Consider the following 20,118-nt stretch of genomic DNA (forward strand, 5'->3'; position numbering starts at 1 on the left):
GGGACCCGGGACCCGGGACCCGGGTCAGTCGGCCGGGCAGGAGATGTCCCGTTCCGGTCGCGCGCCTGTGCGGAGGAAGGTCGTCACCGTGCGGTCGCCGCACGGGTTGCCGTTGGCGAGATACGCGCCGTGGCCGCCGCTCTCCACCGTGACGAGCCGGGCCCGGTCGCCCAGCGCGGCTCGCAGGTTCAGGGCGCCGGAGTAGGGGGTGGCCGGGTCCCGTCGGTTCTGGACCATGAGGATGTTGGACGGCCCGTCGTCGGTGATCCGGGTCGGCCGCTCCACCGGCCGGTCCTTCCAGAAGGAACACGGCGTGATGTTCACCGGCATCCCGGCCGTGAGCGGATACCGGGCCCGGCTGTCGGCCACGGCCCGCCGGTGCTCGCCCACGGACGTCGGCCAGCGCACGTCGTTGCAGACCACCGCCATGGTCACCGCCGCCTCCTCGTCGCTCAGCGGCCCGGCCACGTCGGGCGGCAGGACCGGTGTCGCCTTCGGGTCCATGACCTGCCGTAGGAGCGTGGCCAGGCCGTCGAACGCGTCGTCGGTGTACAGGGCGGTCTGCATCGCCTGCCGCAGCCGGTTGCCGGTCAGGGGGACGCCCCGCGTGGTCGTCTCCCTGGGCGCCCGGTCCAGTCCGGCCGCCAGCGTCAGGAACAACGGCCGTACGTCCTCGGGCCGTTCGGCGAGCCGCAGGCCCTTCTCCTCCTGGGCCGGGTCGGCGGCGAAGGCCGCGAAGTCCGGGAAGCGGTCCTCCGCACCCCGCGCCATGTTCGCCAGCCACCCGCGCGCGACCCGCCGGGGATTCGGGTCGTCATTGCTGTCCAGCACCCAACGGTCGGTCCGCTCCGGGTACTTCTGCGCGTAGACGGCACCCACGTACGTCCCGTACGACACCCCGTACGCCGACAGCCGTTCCTCGCCGAGGGCCTGCCGGAAGCGGTCGATGTCCCGGACCTCGTTGGCGGTGGTGAGGCCGCGCAGCACCGCGCCGCCGTTCTTCGCGCAGGCCTCGGCGACACGCCGGGACCGGGCCACGTTCTCGCCGATGTCGCCGTCGGGCGCGGGCCAGGGCCGCAGGGTCACCAGGTGCCGGTCGTCGGCGGCGAGGCCGCAGCCCGCCCGGGTACGGCCGCCCGTGCCGCGCGGGTCCAGGCTGACGATGTCGTACGTGTCGCCGAGTTCCCGCCGCAGTGCGTCTCCCTGCTGGGTGAGCCGCCTGACGCCGGAGCCGCCCGGGCCGCCCGGGATCACCAGCAGGGTGCCGCGCAGGGCCTCGGGGTTCCCACTGCGTAACCGGGAGACGGCGAGGGTGAGCCGAGGGCCGTCCGGGGCGTCGTAGTCGAGCGGTACGGGCAGTTCCGCGCACTCCTGGCCCGCGGGGCCGTCGGGCCGTTCGCAGGGGCGCCAGGTGAGGGCGGGGGAGGAGGGGGCCGCGGTGGCGGACGCCGGGCCGGTGACGGCGGTCAGCGCGGTCGCGGTGGCCGAGACGGAGAGGGCCAGGACCAGGGTGCGTCGGGTGCGGTTTCTCATGCGGATCATGCTGTCCGCCGGATCGCTCCGGTCCCATCCGGCCGACAGCACACCTCTGGTGGGGACAACCCCCGGGGGTTACCCCCAGCGACACCCGCTACGGCAGCTCCGGCAGGTCCTCCGCGTAGAGCAACGTCAGCGCGTCCTTGTCCGGTTCGTCGACCTGGGCCACCCGGCTCGCGTGCCGCTCGACCATCGCCTCGAAGGTCTGCCGCGCCGTACGGCCGTTGCCGAAGGCCGGGCCCTTGGGGATCGCCGTGAAGTATGTCAACAGCGCCTCGTCCGCGCCCGGCGCCAGCCGGTACTCGTGCTCCTCGGCCTGCTGCTCCACGATGCGCAACAGCTCCTCGGGGACGTAGTCGTCGAAGGTGATGGTCCGTGAGAAACGCGACGCCACACCGGGGTTGACGGTGAGGAAGCGCTCCATCTCGGCCGTGTAGCCCGCGACGATCACCACGACCGCGTCGCGGTGGTCCTCCATCAGCTTCACCAGGGTGTCGATGGCCTCCTTGCCGAAGTCCCGCCCCGAGTCCTCCGGCGACAGCGCGTACGCCTCGTCGATGAACAGCACACCGCCATGGGCCCGTTGGAAGGCCTCCTGGGTGCGGATCGCGGTGGAGCCGATGTGCTCGCCGACCAGGTCCACCCGGGACACCTCGACGAGATGCCCCTTCTCCAGGACCCCGAGCGAGTGCAGGATCTCGCCGTAGAGCCGGGCGACCGTGGTCTTGCCGGTGCCGGGGGAGCCCGTGAACACCAAGTGCCGCTTCACCGAGGCCGCCTTGAGGCCGGCCTGCTGGCGGCGGCGGCCCACCTCGATCATGTCGGTCAGGGCGCGCACCTCGCGCTTGACGCTGTCCAGGCCGACCAGCGCGTCCAGTTCACCGAGGACTGCCTTGGAGGCCCGGGCCGGTGTCTCCGGCTCCGCGGCGGGCACGGCGACCGGGGGCTGCTCGGTGGTGCGCTGGCCCGGGATGGAGCCCAGCAGGCCGGATGTGTGGGCCGTGGTCTGCGTGGCCGTCTCCTGCGGGGCCGGGGGGCGTACGCCCGCGCTCTCGTCGCTGGTGCAGTCCTCGACCACCGGACCGCCGCCCGGGGCGCCGGGGCCGCCGTCCGCGAACTCGTAACCACCGCGCGCGCAGCGCTCCGTACGGCACTTGCGCAGGGTGGCCCGGCAGCCGTCGATGATGTGGAAGCCGTAGCCGCCGCTGCCCGTCACCCGGCAGTTGAGGAAGCTGCCGCGGCCCTCGGCGGAGACATAGAAGCCCGCCTCGGCGGGCGAGGTGACCGTGCAGCGCTCGATGGTCGGGTCGGCGCCCTTGGTGACGATCACGCCGGTCTGGGTGCCGTCCACCGTGCAGTTGCTGAGGGTGCCGCCGCTGCCGTGGTCGCGGAACCAGGCGCCCGTCGCGGCGTCCCGGATCCGGCAGTCGTCGAGCTGCGCGGTCGCGCCGTCGCTCACCGACACCGCCGTGTTCCGCACCTGCGACAGATCACTGTCGACGACGTCCGCGCGCGAGCCCCGGTCCAGCACGAACAGGGCGTCCGGCACGTCGTGCACCCGGCAGGACTCCAGCACCACGGTCGCGCCGTCGCTGACCCAGACGGCCGGGTAGTCGCCGGTGCTGTCGAAGATCTCGCACTGGTTGGCGTCCACCCGGGTGCCCGGGTCCCACACCGACAGTCCATTGCGCCCGAACTGCCGCACCGTCGTGCGGGTCAGGGTGAGGACGGAGCGCGAGCGGAGGTCCACCGCGTTCTCCGGGATGTCGTGGATACGGCAGTCCGCGAGGGTGAGCACGGCGTCCGTGTCGAGGGTGACCCCGTCGGTCGTCGTCCGGTGCACATCGCAGTCGGTGAGATGGCCCGTGGCCCGCCCGGTGATCTGCACACCGCTGCCGCGGACCTCGTAGACCTCGCAACCGACCGCTTCCAGCGCGGAGTTCTCCCCGGTCGCCGCCAGGCCCGAGCCCGAGGTGTGGTGGATCCGACAGCGCTCCAGCCGGGGGTGGCCGCCGCCGCGCACCGCGACTCCGGCCTGGCCGGCCGCGACGACCTCGCACTCCTCGAAGACGCCCCCGCCGCCGTCGACCACGGCGATACCGATCCCGGCCGGGTTGTCGACCGTGCAGCGACGGACCGTGGGGCGGGCGCCGCCGCGCACCTCGATACCGGCCGCGGACCGGGTGACGATCCTGAGGTCCAGCAGCTCGGGGGTGCCGTCCTCGACGAGCAGCGCGGGCGCCGCCGCGTCCTGGCCCTCCACATGCAGGTCCTGCACCACGGCGGAGGCCGACACGGTGAGCGGCACCCCGTCCAGCGGCGCGATCCGGACCGAGCCGGGCGAACCCTCCGGGCCGCGCAGTGTGACCCCGCGCCGCACGACGAGGTTCTCCCGGTATGTGCCGGGGGCGACGATGAGCACATCGCCGTCGCTCGCGGCCTCCAGGGCCGCGGCGAGCGAAGCGTACTCACCCGTGCGGCGCCGCCACCGCGATGTACCGGTGTGCGTCACCTGGACCGTGCCCTGTGCCATGGTGTTGCTCTGCCCCCACCTCGTGGAACGCGGGTCGATGCCGAACAGTTCGGCTGGTCGGTCCACCGTAGCGTGCGCGGGCAGGGGGAGTTGACCGGAGTGGGAAGGCCGTCAGCTGCCCGTGCCCGTCCTGCCCCAGTCCGGCCCCGCCTTGTCCCATGCCTGGTCCCAACGGGCGTACCGCCGGCGGATCATGCGCCAGACGATCAGCCGTCTGGCACCCTCGACGAGCCCGGCGGCGAGCACGGTGGCGCCGAATCCGGCCAGGACCGCGTGGGTCGTGGCGGTGGCGGTGTCCAGGGGACGGCCCACTGTTCGGCCCTGGCCGTCCGTCCACAGCGTGAAGTGGTCGCCGGGGCGCGGGGTCTTGAGGTTCGCCATGACCGTGCCCTGCCGGTCGGTGCCGTCCGGGCCGGTCCAGTCGGCCACCACCCGGCTCTGCCGGTCGCGGGTCGTGGCGGTCTCCGGATCGGGGTCCAGCGGGGAGCCGTCGACCTTCTTGACGACGGTGGCCGTCACCCGGTGCCGGGTCTGCTGCTGGTCGCGCACGGACTGCTGCAGGGCGCTCTGGGCGCTGGTGCCGGCGACGGCGCCGATCAACGGGGCGGCGACGAGGATCAGTACGAGGGCCGCGAACGCCAGCCAGGCCTCGACGAGATCGGTCGCCCGACACAGCGGATTGTGCCGCCAACGCCACAGCCCGCCGAACGCCCGTAGCCCACCGATTGCCCGCACTGCCCCACCACCCCCTTACGAGAGAGCGACATCACCCTCCCACCGGCCTTCTCACGGACTTCTCACAAAGGCCCAACGGCCGGGACCGAGGTCTGTGTTCCCCGCACGGACCGAATCATAGGAGGTTGAATATTCAAAGAGGAAAGGGGGTGCAAGGGCGTCGAGAGCGCTATTCGAGCACCCGTACCGGATCACCGACGCGGACCGTACCCCCGGATTCCGGAACGAGGTTCTGCCCGAAGACCAGCTTGTCGCCGAAACGGCGGTGGCGGGCGAGTGTGCGCAGCGGCTCACGGCCGCGCGCGGCCGTCTCCTGGTCGGTGGTGGTCACCACGCACCGGCCGCACATCTTGGCGACCCGGAAGGAGACCTCGCCGATCGCGACGCGCCGCCAGCCGTCCTCGGCCCAGGCGTCGGTGCCGTCGACGACCACGTTCGGCCGGAAACGGCTCATCGGAAGCGGGGCCTCCTCGGGGTGATCGCCCTGCGCGACCAGGGAGTTGAGCGCGTCCAGGGAGGCGAGCGTGGTCAGCAGCAGGGGGTAGCCGTCGGCGAAGCTGACGGTCTCGCCGGGGCGGCCGTACTCGGGATCGATCGGGCGGCGGGTCGCCGGGTCGTCGAGGTGCACGAGCCGCACGGGGATGCCGAGGAAGTCGCTGAACCAGGCGTGTGCCGCGGCGTCGGCGGGGACCCCCTCCACCTTGTCCCGCCAGATCTCCACGGTGACCGTGCCGGTCGGCTCGGGGACGGGGACCGTGAGCGGCGCGCGGCCGGCCGCGGACAGCAAGAGGCCGCCGCCGGGCTGCTGCCCGGCGGCGGCCAACGCCATACGCGGATGCGGACGTTGAGTGATGACCTTGCCCGAGCCGTCGACCAGCACCCAACGACGGTCGCCCGCCAGCCCCCAGGGCTCCACGACGGCCTCGTCGGGGGCGAAGCCCCGGGCCGCCTTCAGCGGGTGGACATGGATCGAGTGCAGTGACGGATTCCCCATGGGGTCATCCTGCCAGCAGGCGGTGGCAACCCCATGCGAAATATGCCGAATGCTCCGGTTGTCTCAGTGGCGGGCGCCTCAGTACCCGCGGTACTGCTGGCCGTTGTACGGATCCTGCGGATACGGGGCCGCCGGGCCCGGGCGGGGAGCCGCCGGGCGCATGGCCTCGTAACCGGCCATCGGGCGCTGTTGCTGCTGGGGCTGGGCGCCCGGGTAGCCGCGCGGGCCCCCGGCCTGCTGTGGGATGTAGGCGCCCGGGGCCTGCTGCAGCGGCGAGGGCTGCTGGGCCTGCGGATAGCCGTAGGCGGGCTGGGAGGGACCGGCCGGCAGGGCGGGCAGCGCCGACGGGAGGGCGGGCAGGTTGCTGCCCGGGGTGTCGTACTGGGCGGGTACCCGGATCGGGGCGATCTGAGGGGTTCCCCGCTCGGCGACGAGTGAGTCGTAGATCGGGGTGTCCGCGAAGGACGAGGCGGAGTAGTAACCGCCGCCGTAGGTGGAGCGGGGGGAGGTCATGGCACATAAGTTAAGCCCACGATGTGCTGGTTGGGGAGACCGATAAGAGGGTTGTTTTCCGTGTCGGCAGTGACGCTGGATCCCCAATGCGAGCGAACTCGGCGAAAAAGGGCAGCAAAGCGCGTACTGATCGTGTAAAGGGCGAGTTCCCAGGCGGTTACCAGCGGTTGGCCAAGCATCTTTCCGTACGGGATCTGGGGGTTCCGGGTCCCGGGGGAATAGGTTTGGCGCCGACAACGGATCCGGCCGGATCCGACGGTCCGCGTGGGACGCGGCCTGGCGACGACCTTCTGGATGACCTTCTGATGGGGGCGGACATGTCAATGCCGAAAGGATCGAACACCGCGGTGCCGACGACGGCGCTGCGCGTGGAACTGGGCCGGCGCTCCGGGCCGGGCGTGCCCGACACGGACGCCTCGGCCCTGCTGCTCGTCGGCGGAAAAGTGCGCTCGGACGCCGACTTCGTCTTCTACAACCAGCCCGCGCACTCCTCCGGCGCGGTCCGGCACGAGGGCAAACGGGACGTCGGCGGACAGGTGACCGAGTCGCTGCTCGTCGACCTCGCGCGCGTGGAGCCCGCCGTCGAGACCGTGGTGCTGGCAGCCTCGGCGGACGGCGGCACCTTCGGACAGGTCCCCGGACTGCACATCCGGGTCCTCGACGAGCGGGCCGGCGCCGAGATCGCGCGCTACGACAGCACGGACGCCGGTGCCGAAACCGCTTTCGTACTCGGGGAGTTCTACCGCCGTCAGGGCGCCTGGAAGTTCCGCGCCGTGGGCCAGGGCTACAGCAGGGGCCTCGAAGGCCTCGCCACCGACTTCGGCATCACCGTGGACGAACCGCAGCAAACCGCCGCGGTGGCACCCGCGCCCGCACCGGTGGCCGCGCCCGCGCCCGTCGCTCCTCCCGTCACCGTACGGCCCCCGGTCACGCCCGCCCCGCCTCCGCCGCCCGCCCCGCCGGTGACACCACCGGCCCCCGTCCGTCTCTCCAAGGTCACCCTCACGAAGGAGGCCCCGGCGGTCTCCCTGACCAAACAGGGCGGCACCTCCGGCGCGATGCGCGTGAACCTCAACTGGGAGGTGCGCAAACAGTTCAAGGGGTGGGGCAGCAAACTGGGCCGGGCCGTCGCCATGCACGGGGACCTCGACCTCGACCTGTGCGCCCTGTTCGAACTGTCCGACGGCAGCAAGGGCGTTGTCCAGGCGCTCGGCAACGCCTTCGGCTCGCTGCGCCAGCCGCCGTTCATCCACCTCGACGGCGACGACCGCACCGGCGCCGTCAGCAGCGGCGAGAACCTCACCATCAACCTCGACCACCAGCAGTACTTCCGGCGCATCCTCATCTTCGTCACCATCTACGAGGGCGCCCGCTCCTTCGCCGATCTGCACGCGACGGTCACCCTCCAGCCCCAGCACGGCGCCCCCATCGACTTCTCCCTCGACGAGTGCACCGTCCCCTCCACCGTCTGCGCCCTCGCCCTCATCACCCACCAGGGCGGCGACCTCATCGTCCAGCGCGAGGCCCGCTACCTCGTCCCCGAACGCGGCGTGAGCCCGCAGCGCACGGTCGACTACGCGTACGGATGGGGCATGAACTGGACGCCCGGCAGGAAGTAGCGGTGCGCGCGTGAGACAGGTGCCGGTGCCGGGCTAGCCCTCGTCCGGCACCGGGTCCGGGCGTGCGTAGGTGCGGCCCTTCCAGGCCGCACCTCGTCCCCGGTGGTGCCGCACCGCCGAGTCGACCGTCATCAGCAGGTACAGGAACGCGGTGCACGGCAGCAGGGGAGCGAGCCCGAGCGGCTGACCGTAGTGGCGGAGCATCGGCAGGTACGTCGCCGTCATCACCAGCCAGGCGAGACCGCCGAGGAGCGCCGTCGCCGTGTCCCCCGTGGCCGCCCCCGCCAGGAGCGCGACGGGCGGGACGAGGTAGACCAGGGCGAGGCCGAGGACCGTGCCGAGCAGCAGCAGCGGGTTGTGCCGCAGCTGGGCGTAGGCGCTGCGCGCGACCATGAGCCACAGATCGCGCAGCCGGGGATAGGGGCGCACACTGTCCACCCGCTCCGCCAGCCCCAGCCAGATGTGGCCGCCGCTCCGCTTGACCGCCCGGGCCAGCGCCACGTCGTCGATGACCGACTGCCGGATCGCGTCCGGGATCCGCGCCCGCTCGGCCGCCCCGGCGCTCAGCAGCACACAGCCGCCCGCCGCCGCGGCCGTGCGCGCACCCCGTACACCGATCCACCGGAACGGATACAGCTGGGCGAAGAAGTAGACGAACGCGGGGACGACGAGCCGCTCCCAGACGCTCTCGGCGCGCAGCCGGGCCATCTGGGAGACGAGGTCGAAGCCACCGGTGCGCGCGGCGGCCACCAGCGCGCGCAGGCTGTCCGGCCGGTGCGAGATGTCCGCGTCCGTCAGCAGCAGGAACGCGGGCCCACGCGCGCGTGCCAGCTCCATCCCGTGCCGTACGGCCCAGAGCTTGCCCGTCCAGCCGGCGGGCGGTTCCCCGGGCGAGGTCACCGTCAGGGGCAGCCCGCCGAAGCGCCGGGACAGGTCATGGGCCAGGTCACCGGTGCCGTCCGAGCTGCCGTCGTCGACCAGGAAGACCTCGGCCCGGCCGGGGTAGTCCTGGGCCAGCAACGACGGCAGGCTCTCGGGCAGCACGGCGGCCTCGTCGCGCGCGGGGACGACGACACAGACGTACGGCCAGACGTCGGGGTCCCGGCGGGGTGGCAGACGCACATCGGTGCGCCAGAAGAAGCCCTGGCCGAGCAGCAGCCACAGCCAGGCGGCGAGTGATCCGGCGGCGATCCAGGCGAAGGCGCTCACGCCCGCAGTCTGCCCCACGGGAGCGGCCCCACCGAGGCCATCGTCTATCGTGGCCGGGTGAAGATCGCGCTCATGGATTCCGGAATCGGTCTGCTGCCCGCCGCCGCCGCGGTACGGCGGCTGCGGCCCGACGCGGATCTCGTGATCTCCTCCGACCCCGACGGCATGCCCTGGGGACCGCGTACCACCCAGGATCTGACGGAGCGTGCCCTCGCCGTGGCCGAGGCGGCGGCGGCCCACCGGCCCGACGCCCTGATCGTCGGCTGCAACACCGCGTCCGTTCACGCCCTGCCCGCCCTGCGAGCCCTCCTCGAACCCGGACTGCCCGTCATCGGCACGGTCCCGGCGATCAAGCCGGCCGCGTCCGGCGGCGGCCCCTTCACCATCTGGGCGACGCCCGCCACCACCGGCAGCCCCTATCAGCGGGGCCTCATCGAGGAGTTCGCCGGCGGGGTGCCGGTCACCGAGGTGCCCTGCTGGGGGCTGGCCGAAGCGGTGGAGCACGCCGACGACGCCGCGATCGACACCGCCATCGCGGCGGCGGCCGCGCTGACCCCCGGTGATGTGACGACCGTCGTCCTGGGCTGCACCCATTACGAACTGGTCGCCGAACGCATCCGCGCGGCCGTCCAGCGGCCCGGCCGGCCGCCCCTCGTCCTGCACGGCAGCGCCGGCGCCGTCGCCGCGCAGGCACTGCGCCGCATCGGCGAGCTGCCGAAGCCCGAGGCCGACTGGACCGGGTCGACCCTCACCGTCGTCCTCAGCGGTCGCGAGGGCTCGCTGCCCGCCGCGGCCCTGGCCTACGAGGAGGGCAGGCTGCTCGGCACGACCGCCGGCGCGCTGGCCGTCCATCCGGAGCAGTAACGTTCCGCAACCAGGTGCCCGCGCTGCGGAACCTGAGTAGTCTCAAGGCCATGAGGGACCACCCCCACGGCGAGACGGGCGCCCCAGCGGGCCCGCACCCCGAGGTCTGGACCGGCCGCGCGACCAACCGCGGCCAATGGCTGCTGGCACTCGGCGGCGCCGCCTTCATGGCACTGGGCATCGAACTCGCGGTCGACTCGGCGTGGGCGTCCGGGGTCGCCCCGCTCGTCATGTCGGTCGTCGGCTGTATCGCGGCCGGGCTGCTCGTCCTCTTCGGCACGCTCGCGTTCGTCCATGTGTCCGTGAAGGTCGACGACGTGTGCCTCGAAGTCCGCTGCGGCCACATCGGTGTGCCCCGGCGCCGCATCCCCCTCTCCCAGGTCGCCGACGCCGTCTTCGCCCCCTGTGTCACCCCGCACCAGTGGGGCGGCTGGGGCTACCGCTGGCGTCCCGAGAAGGGAACCGCCGTGGTCGTACGGCGCGGGGAGGCCGTGGTCCTGGAACTCTGGGACGGCCACACCTTCACGATCACCGTGGACAACGCGGAGACGGCCGTGAACGTCATCCGCGCCCGGCTCACCCCGAAGGCCTCCGGCGCCGCGCGCTGATCACCACCGCCGCGCGACTACCGGTCGTCGAGGCCGGGTCCCCCCACGCCGTCCACGCCGTCCGTCAGGGGCCGGGCCGTCGCCATCCCCGCGAGCAGGCCCGCACCCGCCGTCACCGTCGTGAAGCTCAGCGCGTTGCCGACCGCCGCGATCGCGGCCAGCGCGGCCAGCGCCGCGCCCGCGGTGAGGACGACCGGGGTGGCGCGGGGGGCCCGCCACAGGACGTACAGGATCCAGCCGAACACCGCGGCGAGCAGGGCGACCCCGACGAGCCCCTGCTCGGCCGCCAGTTGCAGGGGCGCCGAATGGGGCTTGTCGTCGGCCGCCACCGACTCGGCCACCGTCGGACTGAGTTCCCCGAAGCGGCCCGGCCCCACGCCCAGCAGCGGATCGTCGTGGACGAGGCCGAGCGCGTCGTGCCACAGCAGGATCCGGTGCGGGGTGAGCTGCCCCTCCAGCGAGTCGGTCAGCCCGGCCGGCAGGGCGTCCTCGGCTATGGCCCAGACCGTCGCCGTCACCAGGGCGGTGCCGAGCGCCGGCCCCGCGAGCCCCAGGCCCCGATGGCGCATCCGGGCCGCCGCGAGCGAGCACAGCAGCACCCCCGCGCACGCGGCGAAGCCGGTGATCGAGCCGAGCACCGCCGCCGTCACCGCGATACCGCAGGCCAGCAACCACAGCGCCGGCCGGGGCCCGGACGAGCGGGCCGCCCAGGCGGCACAGCAGGCGGCGCCCGCGGACAGGGCCAGCAGCGCGGAGGTCGCGCCCGTGTGGCCGAGCGGCGAGATCAGCGGAGAGCCCGCCATGGTGTGCGGGGCGGTGACCGCCAGACCGAGACCGGCCAGCGCCGCGGCGGACGGGGCCAGCACCGGCAGCAGGGCGCCGCAGATCCGGCCCGCCGCATAACCGGCCGCCACCGCGAGCACCGCCAGCAGCACACCCTCCGGACGGCCGCCCCGGGCCGTCGCCGTGATCAACGACCAGGCCGCGCACGCCCCGAGCAGGAGCACGCCCGTGACATCGGAGACGTTCCGTCTCTCGTGCGCGGCCGACGCCCCGGCCGCGGACTCCGTCCCCGTTGACCCCAAACCGCCGCCCCCCGACTGTGCCGGGCCCCGACGCCCGGACCGCGTTCGGCCGCACGTCAGAGGCTCGCGCACACCGTAACGGGTGATGCGCCGCTTTGTGGACGAGTTATGCAGGAACGTTGCGGCTGGCGTGCGGTCGATGTGCGACAAATGCCTCACCCGGGACGCACGGGCCGCGCTGTCGGCGCCGGGGTGACGCGCCGTAGACTCCCCGAGTGACCGTCACCACCACTCCCGTAGACGAGCCGGAACAGCTCGAACCCCAGGCCACGCCCGTCTCCCGGGTGTCCCGATGGGTCAACCGGCTCCTTCCGGCCGCCGCCGCGGCGCTCTCCGGGGTGCTGCTCTACGTCAGCTTCCCGCCCCGCACCCTGTGGTGGCTGGCCCTGCCGGCCTTCGCGGTGTTCGGCTGGGTGCTGCGCGGACGGAGCTGGAAGGCGGGCCTCGGCCTCGGCTATCTCTTCGGCGCCGGGTTCCTGCTGCCGCTGCTGGTGTGGACCGGGGTGGAGGTCGGCCCCGGCCCGTGGCTCGCGCTCGCCCTGATCGAGGCGGTGTTCGTGGCGCTCGTCGGCGCGGGCGTCGCCGTCGTGTCGAAACTGCCCGGCTGGCCGCTCTGGGCGGCGGCGATGTGGATCGCCGGCGAGGCGGCACGCGCGCGTGCCCCGTTCAGCGGCTTCCCCTGGGGCAAGATCGCCTTCGGCCAGGCGGACGGCGTCTTCCTGCCGTTGGCCGCGCTCGGCGGCACCCCCGTCCTCGGCTTCGCGGTCGTCCTGTGCGGCTTCGGCCTGTACGAGGTGGTGCGCCTGGTCGTGGAGAACCGGCGCACCGGCGAGGCCGTACGCCGGAGCACCGCGATCGTGGCCGCGCTGACCGTGTCCGTCCCCCTGGTGGGCGCCTTCGCCTCCCGCGCGCTGGTGAGCGACAAGGCCGAGGACGGCACCGCGACCGTCGCCGTCATCCAGGGCAATGTGCCGCGTCTGGGGCTCGACTTCAACGCCCAGCGGCGGGCCGTGCTCGACTACCACGCCAGGGAGACCGAGCGGCTGGCCGCCGAGATCAAGGCCGGCAAGGTCGCCCAGCCCGACTTCGTGCTCTGGCCGGAGAACTCCTCCGACATCGACCCCTTCGCCAACTCCGACGCCCGCGCGGTGATCGACCAGGCCGCCGCCGCCATCGGCGCCCCCATCTCCGTCGGCGGTGTCGTCGAGCGGGACGGCAGGCTCTACAACGAGCAGATCCTCTGGGACCCGGAGAAGGGCCCCGTCGACACCTACGACAAGCGACAGATCCAGCCGTTCGGTGAGTATCTGCCCCTGCGGTCGCTGATCGGCGCCATCAACAGCGAGTGGACGTCCATGGTCCGCCAGGACTTCAGCCGGGGCACCGAGCCCGGTGTCTTCACCATGGACGGCGCCGAGGTCGGGCTCGTCACCTGCTACGAGGCGGCCTTCGACTGGGCCGTGCGCTCCGAGGTCACCGACGGCGCGCAGCTGATCTCGGTGCCGAGCAACAACGCCACCTTCGACCGCAGCGAGATGACCTACCAGCAGCTCGCCATGTCCCGGGTCCGCGCCGTCGAGCACAGCCGTACCGTCACCGTCCCGGTGACCAGCGGTGTCAGTGCGATCATCATGCCGGACGGCAGGATCACCCAGAAGACCGGAATGTTCGTCCCGGACTCGCTGGTGCAGAAGGTGCCGCTGCGCTCCTCAAAGACGCCCGCCACCCAGCTCGGTATCGCGCCCGAGATGCTGTTGGTGCTGGTCGCGGCGGGTGGGCTCGGCTGGGCGATCGGGGCCGGCGTGCGCGGGAGGCGCGCCGGTGGCGTGTAGCCGTACGCCTCTCGTGCGCGCGCGGGATGCGACGGGGTGACGGAACCGGCCCGTTAGGGTCGACTCCATGGCTACCCCTGAATTCATCAGCACACTCCGTGCTTCCGCCGGCAACCAGCTCCTCTGGCTTCCCGGAGTCACCGCCCTCGTCTTCGACGACGAGGGCAGAGTGCTGCTCAACCGGCGGTCGGACAACGGCAAGTGGTCGCTGATCGGCGGAATCCCGGACCCGGGGGAGCAGCCGGCGGCCTGTGCCGTGCGGGAGGTGCACGAGGAGACGGCGATCCGGTGCGTCGCCGAACGGATCGTCCTCGTCCAGGCGTTGGAACCGGTGCGGTACGACAACGGGGACGTCTGCCAGTACATGGACATCACGTTCCGCTGCCGTGCCGTCGGCGGCGAGGCGCGGGTCAACGACGACGAGTCGCTGGACGTCGGCTGGTTCTCGCTGGACGCCCTGCCGGACCTGAGCGAGTTCGGGCTGTTCCGGATCAAGCAGGCGATGTCCGACACGGTCACCTGGTTCGACCCGACGGTCTGAGCCGGACACCCCACGCCCCCTGGTGCAGGGACCGGGGGGCGGTCAGCCGTCCTGGGCGGGGGCCGCGGTGCCGGTGGTCTTCGGGCTCTCCGGAGCCTCCGTGGCCTCCGCGGGGTCGGGAGCGCCGGTGGTCTCCGTGCGGGCCACCGCCACCCGCAGGGTCACGGCGGTCGCCACTCCCGCGAGCAGGCCCCAGGTCAGCGCGGCCGGGACGCCGCCGCCCAGGTCGGCGGCCACGTACAGGTCCCAGCGCAGGGTCGTCCCGTCCACCAGCATCCGCAGGAACTGGCTCGTCAGCAGGCCGAGGACGGTCGCGCAGACCGCGCCCAGCGCCAGCGCCGGGACGGTGGCACGGGTGAGCAGGCCCGGCAGCAGACGCAGGGCCCACCACACCACGACGAGCAGCAGGGCGTCGACGGCCCGGTACGGCAACCAGTCGCCGAACGGGGTGCCCGCCGGGCCCGACCAGCCGCCCAGCAGCAGCCACTGGCGCAGCAGATCGCCCGGCTCGGAGAGCAGTCCGCCGCCGGAGAAGGCCGTCTGGAGGGAGGCGGCGACCGACTGGTAGGAGAGGACCACCAGGGAGAACGCGACCACCAGGGTTCCCGCCGTGGCGGCCAGGCGGGCGGCCCGCGCCGGCAGGACCTCCTGCGGCAGCGGACCGGCGCCCTTGGCGGTGACCCGGGCGACGAGCACCGTCACCGCGGCGGCGGCCAGCGCCGTCACCACCAGGACCTGCCGCCCGGACGAGATCACGCCCGCCAGCTGCGGCAGGAAGCGGTAACTGCCGTGCCCCTGCGAGGCGATCAGCCAGGGCGCGGACACCGTGACCGCCAGGGTGCCCGCCACCAGACCCCAGGTCCACAGCGCGAGCAGCGCCGCCGTCGCCCGGCCGCGCACCGGCGGCAGCCTGCGGACCAGGAGCAGCGCCCCGGGCACGAAGAAGGCGAGGACGGCGGCGAACCGGATCTGCAGCGCGGTCTCGTACAGCGAGAGATAGCGGGAGCTGTCGCTGCGGAACGTGTCCCCGAGCCCGCTCGCCTCCGCGCCCAGCTGCGACGAGCCCGGCGGGTCGTACGACCAGGGGGCGAGCCAGCGTTCCAGGTCGGCGGCGGCCTGGGCGCCCAGTACGTCGGTGGCGCCCCGCAGCCGTAGCGCGCTCTCGCTCGCCCCCGCCCACCACAGCAGCGCCACCAGCAGCACTCCGCCGACCACCGCCGGTATCGCCGCACGTCTGTATGTCATGTGTCGTCCCCCGATCGACCGTGTACCCGTGATTCCCCGGGCAGAGGGAAGAGAGTACGGCGTGTTGATCACATGGGGATCACGACGTCAGGCGTCGGCGCGCACGAAGACCGGCTTGAGGTGCTTCTCCGGTAGTGCGTCGGGGAGTTGCTCCCAGTCGAGGACGTGGGAGACGACGCGGGCGGGGTCGACCTTGCCGGTGCGGGCGAGGTCGAGGGCGTCGGGCATGTGGGTGCGGACGTTGTCGCGGGCGATGCGCAGGGTGACGCCGGTGAGGTACATGTCGAGCAGGGGCAGTTCGCCGGGCCGGAAGTGGTTGCCGGCGGACTCGCAGATCCCTTCCGGGGCGAGGGACTTGACGGCGAGGGCGAGCTGGTCGACGCGCCCGGTGGCCTCGACGGCGATGTCGAAGCCGTGCGGGACGGGTTCGAGCGCCTCGGCGGTGCGGGCGCCGTAGCTCTCGGCGAGGGCGCGGTGTTCCGGGTTCGGGTCGACGTACAGCACGTCGGAGGCGCCGAGCGCGCGGGCGATGTCGCACACGTACAGGCCGATGCTGCCCCGGGCGACGACCAGGACGCGGGCGCCGGGCCGGTTCCTGAGATGGGGTGCGACCAGGCGCCAGGACAGGGACCAGTTGTCGCTGGCGGAGGCCATGGCGACGGGGTCGAGTCCGGCGGGCAGCGGGACGAGCATGGCGTCCGCGTACGGGACACGGACCAGGTCGGAGAAGAGGCCGCCCCAACTGCCGCCGATCGGCGCCCCGTACATCGCCATGTGCGGGACGGCCGAGCAGTGCGCGGTGAGTCCGGCCCGGCAGGGGTCGCAGGCGCCGCAGCTGATGGACCAGGGGACGACGACCAGGTCGCCCGGGGCGACGGTGGTGACGGTGTCGCCGGTCTCGACGACCCGGGCCACACACTCGTGGCCGAGGGCGAAGGGCGGGTCGAGGAAGCCATGCCCGGCGAGGATCGCGGAGTCCACGTCGCAGGAGGTGGCGGCCACCGGGGCAACGATCGCCTCCCTGCCGGACCGTAGCCCGGGGTCGGGGGCCTCGCGCCACTCCACGGTGTGACGGGCGACGTAGGTCAGTTCACGCATCGGACCGCTGCTCCTTCTGCTCCTTCTTCTGCTCCTTCTGCCCCTGCGCGAGCGCGACGAGGTCGGCGAAGCGGATGACGGAGCCGCCCGCGCCCCAGGTGCCGTCGGGCTGCTCGTGCACCAGCACCCACACCCGCAGGGCCTCCTCCTTGCCGAGTCCGGCGGCCGCGAGGACGGTCGTGGTGGCGTCCTCGACGAGGCCTGCCCTGCGCCGCTCGGAGAGCGCGCCCTGCGGCACCGTCACCTCGACCAGGAAGCGCGGCGCGTCGTCCTCCGCCGTGGTCTGCGCCCCCTCGGGCAGCTCGACCAGATAGCTCCAGGCCTGGGCACGGAAGAACGCGGTGTCGGGCGCGCCCTCCCAGCGCAGCAGTATGGCGGCCAGCTCGCGCTGGATGGTCCCGCGGCCCTCCTCGGTGAGCGAACCGGTCGGGGCGGTGAGCCGGATCATCGGCATGACGGCATCCCTTCGTCCATTGTTTTATGACGATCGTTATAGGCGGGGGCCACGCTAGACTATGACGAGCGATATAGCCAGAGGGGAGCACGGTCTTGACCCAAGGCGGCACGCCGTCCCGTGAACGCATCGTGGCCGGGGCGGCCGACCTGATCAGCAGGCGCGGTCTGAACGCCGCGAGCATCCGGAACCTGGCCAAGCACGCCAAGGCGCCCCTCGGCTCGACCTACCACTACTTCCCCGAGGGCAAGGGGCAGCTCGCCACCGAGGCCGTGCGGTACGCGGACACGGCCGTCGTCCGCATCCTGCGCAAGGCCCTGGAGGCGGGCCCGGTCGCCGGACTGCGGGCGTTCCTCGCTCTCTGGCGCGGCATCGTCCTCGACAGCGACTTCCGCGCCGGCTGCCCCGTGCTCGCCGTCTCGGTCGAGGAACCGCCGGCCGACGAGATCCCGTCGGCCCTCACCGCCGCCGCCGAGGCGTTCGCCCACTGGGAGGGCCTGCTCGCCGACGCGCTGCGCGAGCACGGCGCCGACCCGGAGCGGGCCCCCGCCCTCGCCGCCCTCGTCGTCGCCTCGGTCGAGGGAGCCATCGCCATGTGCCGCGCCAAGCGCAGCAGCCAGCCGCTCGACCATGTGGCGGAGCAGCTGGAGGCGCTGGTCGCGGGGGCGGTCGAACGCCGGGCCTGAGCGCGAGCGCGCCGGTGTGCGCGGCGCCCGGCCCTCAGTCCGCGCGCCCCACGATCAGTCCGCGCGCCCCACGATCGTCTCGACCAGGTCCCGCCGGTACGCCGTGTACGCGGCCCGCAGTTCGGGGCCCGGCCAGCGGTCCGGCAGGAGTGCGGGCGGCAGGACGGGGTCGGCGAGCAGATGCCGTACGGCCGCCGCGAGGGCGGTGAAGCGGTCGGCGGGTTCCTGGCTCCGCTCGATGTGCGCGAGCAGTGCCTCGGCGGTGGCGGCCCAGGCGTCCAGCGGCCACAGGCGCGCCGTCAGGTCCTCGGCGGGCTGGTCCGGGCGGCCCGTGAAGCGCTGGAGCGTCGGGTCCGGGGCCGGTGGGCGGGGGTGGTGGAGGTTGGCCGGGCGGAGCCACACGCCTTCGCGCAGTTCGGCGAGGCGCAGGGAGGTGAGGCGGGCGCGGAGGTCGGCGCGTTCGGCGGGGCGGCGGCCGGTGGCCGTGACGACCACCATCTCCCAGTCGCCGTTCCACGGCCGGGTCTCGGGGTGCACCGACTCGTCCTGGCGGCGCTGACGGTCGAGCAGCCGGTCGCTGAGCCGGTACACCGCGTCCGCGCGCCGCAGATCCCCGGCCGACACCATCCGGCTGAGCGCGGCCCGCAGGGTGGACCCGGCCACTCCGAACGCCTCGACATGGCGCACCAGATCCTTCACCGGCAGCTCGGGCGGATGCATGCCCAGCAGCAGGCTCAGGACGACCGAGCGGGCGGACAGCGGCCGTAGTTCCAGCTCGGTGGGCCGCCCCGGCGCGTTCGTCTGCATGAGCCGTACTGTACGGGGCGCGCGATCGGTGTTACGGGATGGCTGCGGCCGTAGAAATAATGTAATACTCCGCTCATGGCCTCGATACTCGCGCACACGCAGCCGCAGCCACAGCCGCCGTCCCCGTCGCGGTACGCCACCCACGACGTCACCAACCAGCCCCCGCCGCTCGCCCCCTACGACGCCGCCGAGGACGTGGCCCTCCTGGAGGGGCTGCGCAGGGAGGGCGCTCAGTGGGCCGAGCAGGACGTCCGGCGGCTCGGGCTGCTCGCCGGGGGCGTGGAGGCGCAGGAATGGGCCGAGCGGGCCAACCGGTACGAGCCGGAGCTGCGCACCCACGACCGCTACGGCAACCGTGTCGACGAGGTGGACTTCCACCCCGCCTGGCACCACCTGATGCGGACCGCCGTGCGCGAGGGGCTGGCCGGCGCGCCCTGGGCGGACGACCGGCCCGGCGCCCATGTCGCGCGCATCGCGGGCGCCCTGGCCTGGGGCCACACGGAGGCCGGGCACACCTGCCCGACCTCGATGACGTACGCCGTCGTGCCCGCGCTGCGCCGGCAGCCGGAGCTGGCCGCCGTGTACGAACCGCTGCTGACCGGCCGGGAGTACGAGCCGGAGCTGCGGGTGCCCACAGAGAAGCGCGGACTGCTCGCCGGGATGGGCATGACCGAGAAGCAGGGCGGCAGCGACGTACGCGCCAACACCACGACGGCGACGCCGAGTTCCGAGCCCGGCCTGTACACCCTGCGCGGGCACAAGTGGTTCACGTCGGCGCCGATGTGCGATCTGTTCCTGGTGCTGGCGCAGGCGCCGGACGGGCTGACCTGCTTCCTGGTGCCGCGCGTCCTGCCCGACGGCAGCCGCAACACCTTCCGTGTCCAGCGGCTCAAGGACAAGCTGGGCAACCGCTCCAACGCCTCCTCGGAACCGGAGTTCGACGGCACGGTGGCCTGGCGGGTCGGGCCCGAGGGGCAGGGGGTGAAGACGATCATCGAAATGGTCAACTGCACCCGGCTCGACTGTGTGATGGGGTCGGCGACCCTGATGCGCAAGACACTCGTCGAGGCGGGCCATCACGCGCGGCACCGCAGTGCGTTCGGAGCGCGGCTGCTCGACCAGCCCCTGATGCGCAACGTCCTGGCCGATCTCGCGCTGGAGTCCGAGGCGGCGACGACCCTCACCCTGCGGCTGGCCGGCGCCGCCGACCGGTCGGTGCGCGGCGACGAGGGCGAGCGGACGTTCCGCCGGATCGCCACCGCCGTCGGCAAGTACTGGGTGACCAAGCGCGGCCCGGCCTTCACCGCCGAGGCGCTGGAGTGCCTCGGCGGCAACGGCTATGTCGAGGACTCGGGCATGCCCCGCCACTACCGCGAGGCACCCCTGCTGTCGATCTGGGAGGGCTCGGGCAACGTCAACGCCCTCGACGTCCTACGGGCGTTGACCCGCAGCCCCGGCACCGCCGATGCCCTGTTCGCCGAGGTCGCCCTGGCCCGGGGCGCGGACGCCCGGCTCGACGGGGCCGCCGCCCGGCTGAAGGACGCGGTGCGCGCGGCCGACGAGAGCGGCGCCCGGCGCCTGGTGGAGCGCATGGCCCTGACCCTCCAGGCCTCCCTGTTGGTCCGGCACGCCCCGCCCGCCGTCGCCGACGCCTTCTGCGCCACCCGCCTCGGCGGTGACTGGGGCCACGCCTACGGCACCCTCCCGGGCTCCGCCGACCTGGACGGCATCCTGCGCCGGGCGCTGCCGGGGTGACGCA

The 20,118-nt window shown here is 73.2% G+C and carries 18 protein-coding genes; 7 read left to right on the plus strand and 11 right to left on the minus strand.

Translation table 11 applies throughout. The annotated features are described in order from the left end of the window. Positions 1 to 24 precede the first annotated feature (24 nt). The 5 genes from ACZ7MG_RS02470 to ACZ7MG_RS02490 form a co-directional block, all read right to left on the minus strand. A complete protein-coding gene (locus ACZ7MG_RS02470) occupies positions 25 to 1,533 on the minus strand; it encodes an alpha/beta hydrolase (RefSeq protein ID WP_471385742.1) in 1,509 nt (502 codons plus the stop codon). 97 nt (positions 1,534 to 1,630) lie between these two features. Then, on the minus strand, positions 1,631 to 4,069 hold the full coding sequence (locus ACZ7MG_RS02475) for a right-handed parallel beta-helix repeat-containing protein (protein ID WP_471385740.1): 2,439 nt from the start codon (positions 4,067 to 4,069) through the stop codon (positions 1,631 to 1,633). A gap of 111 nt (positions 4,070 to 4,180) precedes the next feature. After that, on the minus strand, positions 4,181 to 4,804 hold the full coding sequence (locus ACZ7MG_RS02480) for an Rv1733c family protein (protein WP_471385738.1): 624 nt from the start codon (positions 4,802 to 4,804) through the stop codon (positions 4,181 to 4,183). A gap of 169 nt (positions 4,805 to 4,973) precedes the next feature. After that, complete coding sequence (locus tag ACZ7MG_RS02485; RefSeq protein WP_471385736.1) at positions 4,974 to 5,798, minus strand: MOSC domain-containing protein; 825 nt, start codon at positions 5,796 to 5,798, stop codon at positions 4,974 to 4,976. Positions 5,799 to 5,876: 78 nt separating this feature from the next. Next, positions 5,877 to 6,311 (minus strand): DUF6643 family protein, encoded by a 435-nt coding sequence (locus tag ACZ7MG_RS02490; protein WP_471385734.1) that lies wholly within the window; start codon positions 6,309 to 6,311, stop codon positions 5,877 to 5,879. 317 nt (positions 6,312 to 6,628) lie between these two features. Here ACZ7MG_RS02490 and ACZ7MG_RS02495 point away from each other — a divergent pair, with 317 nt between their 5' ends. Next, on the plus strand, positions 6,629 to 7,930 hold the full coding sequence (locus ACZ7MG_RS02495; protein ID WP_471385732.1) for a TerD family protein: 1,302 nt from the start codon (positions 6,629 to 6,631) through the stop codon (positions 7,928 to 7,930). 33 nt (positions 7,931 to 7,963) lie between these two features. Here the strand turns inward: ACZ7MG_RS02495 and ACZ7MG_RS02500 are convergent, their stop codons facing one another. Continuing rightward, complete coding sequence (locus ACZ7MG_RS02500; protein ID WP_471385730.1) at positions 7,964 to 9,139, minus strand: glycosyltransferase; 1,176 nt, start codon at positions 9,137 to 9,139, stop codon at positions 7,964 to 7,966. Between the two features lie 57 nt (positions 9,140 to 9,196). Between ACZ7MG_RS02500 and ACZ7MG_RS02505 the strand changes: the two genes are divergently transcribed. Both ACZ7MG_RS02505 and ACZ7MG_RS02510 read left to right on the plus strand, forming a co-directional pair. Further along, on the plus strand, positions 9,197 to 10,003 hold the full coding sequence (locus ACZ7MG_RS02505) for a glutamate racemase (protein ID WP_471385728.1): 807 nt from the start codon (positions 9,197 to 9,199) through the stop codon (positions 10,001 to 10,003). A gap of 50 nt (positions 10,004 to 10,053) precedes the next feature. Beyond that, a complete protein-coding gene (locus ACZ7MG_RS02510) occupies positions 10,054 to 10,611 on the plus strand; it encodes a hypothetical protein (RefSeq protein WP_471385726.1) in 558 nt (185 codons plus the stop codon). A 17-nt stretch (positions 10,612 to 10,628) separates the two neighbouring features. Here the strand turns inward: ACZ7MG_RS02510 and ACZ7MG_RS02515 are convergent, their stop codons facing one another. Beyond that, positions 10,629 to 11,618 (minus strand): O-antigen ligase family protein, encoded by a 990-nt coding sequence (locus tag ACZ7MG_RS02515; RefSeq protein ID WP_471385724.1) that lies wholly within the window; start codon positions 11,616 to 11,618, stop codon positions 10,629 to 10,631. 293 nt (positions 11,619 to 11,911) lie between these two features. On the opposite strand from ACZ7MG_RS02515, the gene lnt reads away from it, so the two are divergent. Together lnt and ACZ7MG_RS02525 are read left to right on the plus strand one after the other, a co-directional pair. Then, on the plus strand, positions 11,912 to 13,528 hold the full coding sequence (gene lnt, locus ACZ7MG_RS02520; RefSeq protein WP_471385722.1) for an apolipoprotein N-acyltransferase: 1,617 nt from the start codon (positions 11,912 to 11,914) through the stop codon (positions 13,526 to 13,528). A gap of 67 nt (positions 13,529 to 13,595) precedes the next feature. Further along, positions 13,596 to 14,069: an NUDIX hydrolase gene (locus tag ACZ7MG_RS02525; RefSeq protein ID WP_471385720.1), complete on the plus strand. Its 474-nt coding sequence runs from the start codon at positions 13,596 to 13,598 to the stop codon at positions 14,067 to 14,069. Positions 14,070 to 14,111: 42 nt separating this feature from the next. Here ACZ7MG_RS02525 and ACZ7MG_RS02530 read toward each other — a convergent pair whose 3' ends face one another. The 3 genes from ACZ7MG_RS02530 to ACZ7MG_RS02540 all read right to left on the minus strand — a co-directional run bounded on the left by ACZ7MG_RS02530 (position 14,112) and on the right by ACZ7MG_RS02540 (position 16,866). Beyond that, entirely contained in the window at positions 14,112 to 15,314 is a 1,203-nt protein-coding gene (locus ACZ7MG_RS02530; protein WP_471385718.1) for a hypothetical protein, read from the minus strand. A gap of 87 nt (positions 15,315 to 15,401) precedes the next feature. Next, positions 15,402 to 16,412 (minus strand): zinc-dependent alcohol dehydrogenase, encoded by a 1,011-nt coding sequence (locus tag ACZ7MG_RS02535; RefSeq protein WP_471385716.1) that lies wholly within the window; start codon positions 16,410 to 16,412, stop codon positions 15,402 to 15,404. Continuing rightward, a complete protein-coding gene (locus ACZ7MG_RS02540) occupies positions 16,405 to 16,866 on the minus strand; it encodes a tautomerase family protein (protein ID WP_471385714.1) in 462 nt (153 codons plus the stop codon). The genes ACZ7MG_RS02535 and ACZ7MG_RS02540 overlap by 8 nt, the downstream gene beginning before the upstream one ends. Positions 16,867 to 16,961: 95 nt before the next feature. On the opposite strand from ACZ7MG_RS02540, the gene ACZ7MG_RS02545 reads away from it, so the two are divergent. Then, positions 16,962 to 17,552: a TetR/AcrR family transcriptional regulator gene (locus ACZ7MG_RS02545; protein ID WP_471385712.1), complete on the plus strand. Its 591-nt coding sequence runs from the start codon at positions 16,962 to 16,964 to the stop codon at positions 17,550 to 17,552. A gap of 54 nt (positions 17,553 to 17,606) precedes the next feature. On the opposite strand, the gene ACZ7MG_RS02550 is transcribed toward ACZ7MG_RS02545, so the two are convergent. Then, entirely contained in the window at positions 17,607 to 18,359 is a 753-nt protein-coding gene (locus ACZ7MG_RS02550) for a PaaX family transcriptional regulator C-terminal domain-containing protein (protein ID WP_471385710.1), read from the minus strand. A 75-nt stretch (positions 18,360 to 18,434) separates the two neighbouring features. Here ACZ7MG_RS02550 and ACZ7MG_RS02555 point away from each other — a divergent pair, with 75 nt between their 5' ends. Beyond that, a complete protein-coding gene (locus ACZ7MG_RS02555; protein ID WP_471385708.1) occupies positions 18,435 to 20,114 on the plus strand; it encodes an acyl-CoA dehydrogenase family protein in 1,680 nt (559 codons plus the stop codon). Positions 20,115 to 20,118 lie beyond the last annotated feature (4 nt).

It is taken from the genome of Streptomyces sp. NPDC107538, assembly GCF_055657445.1.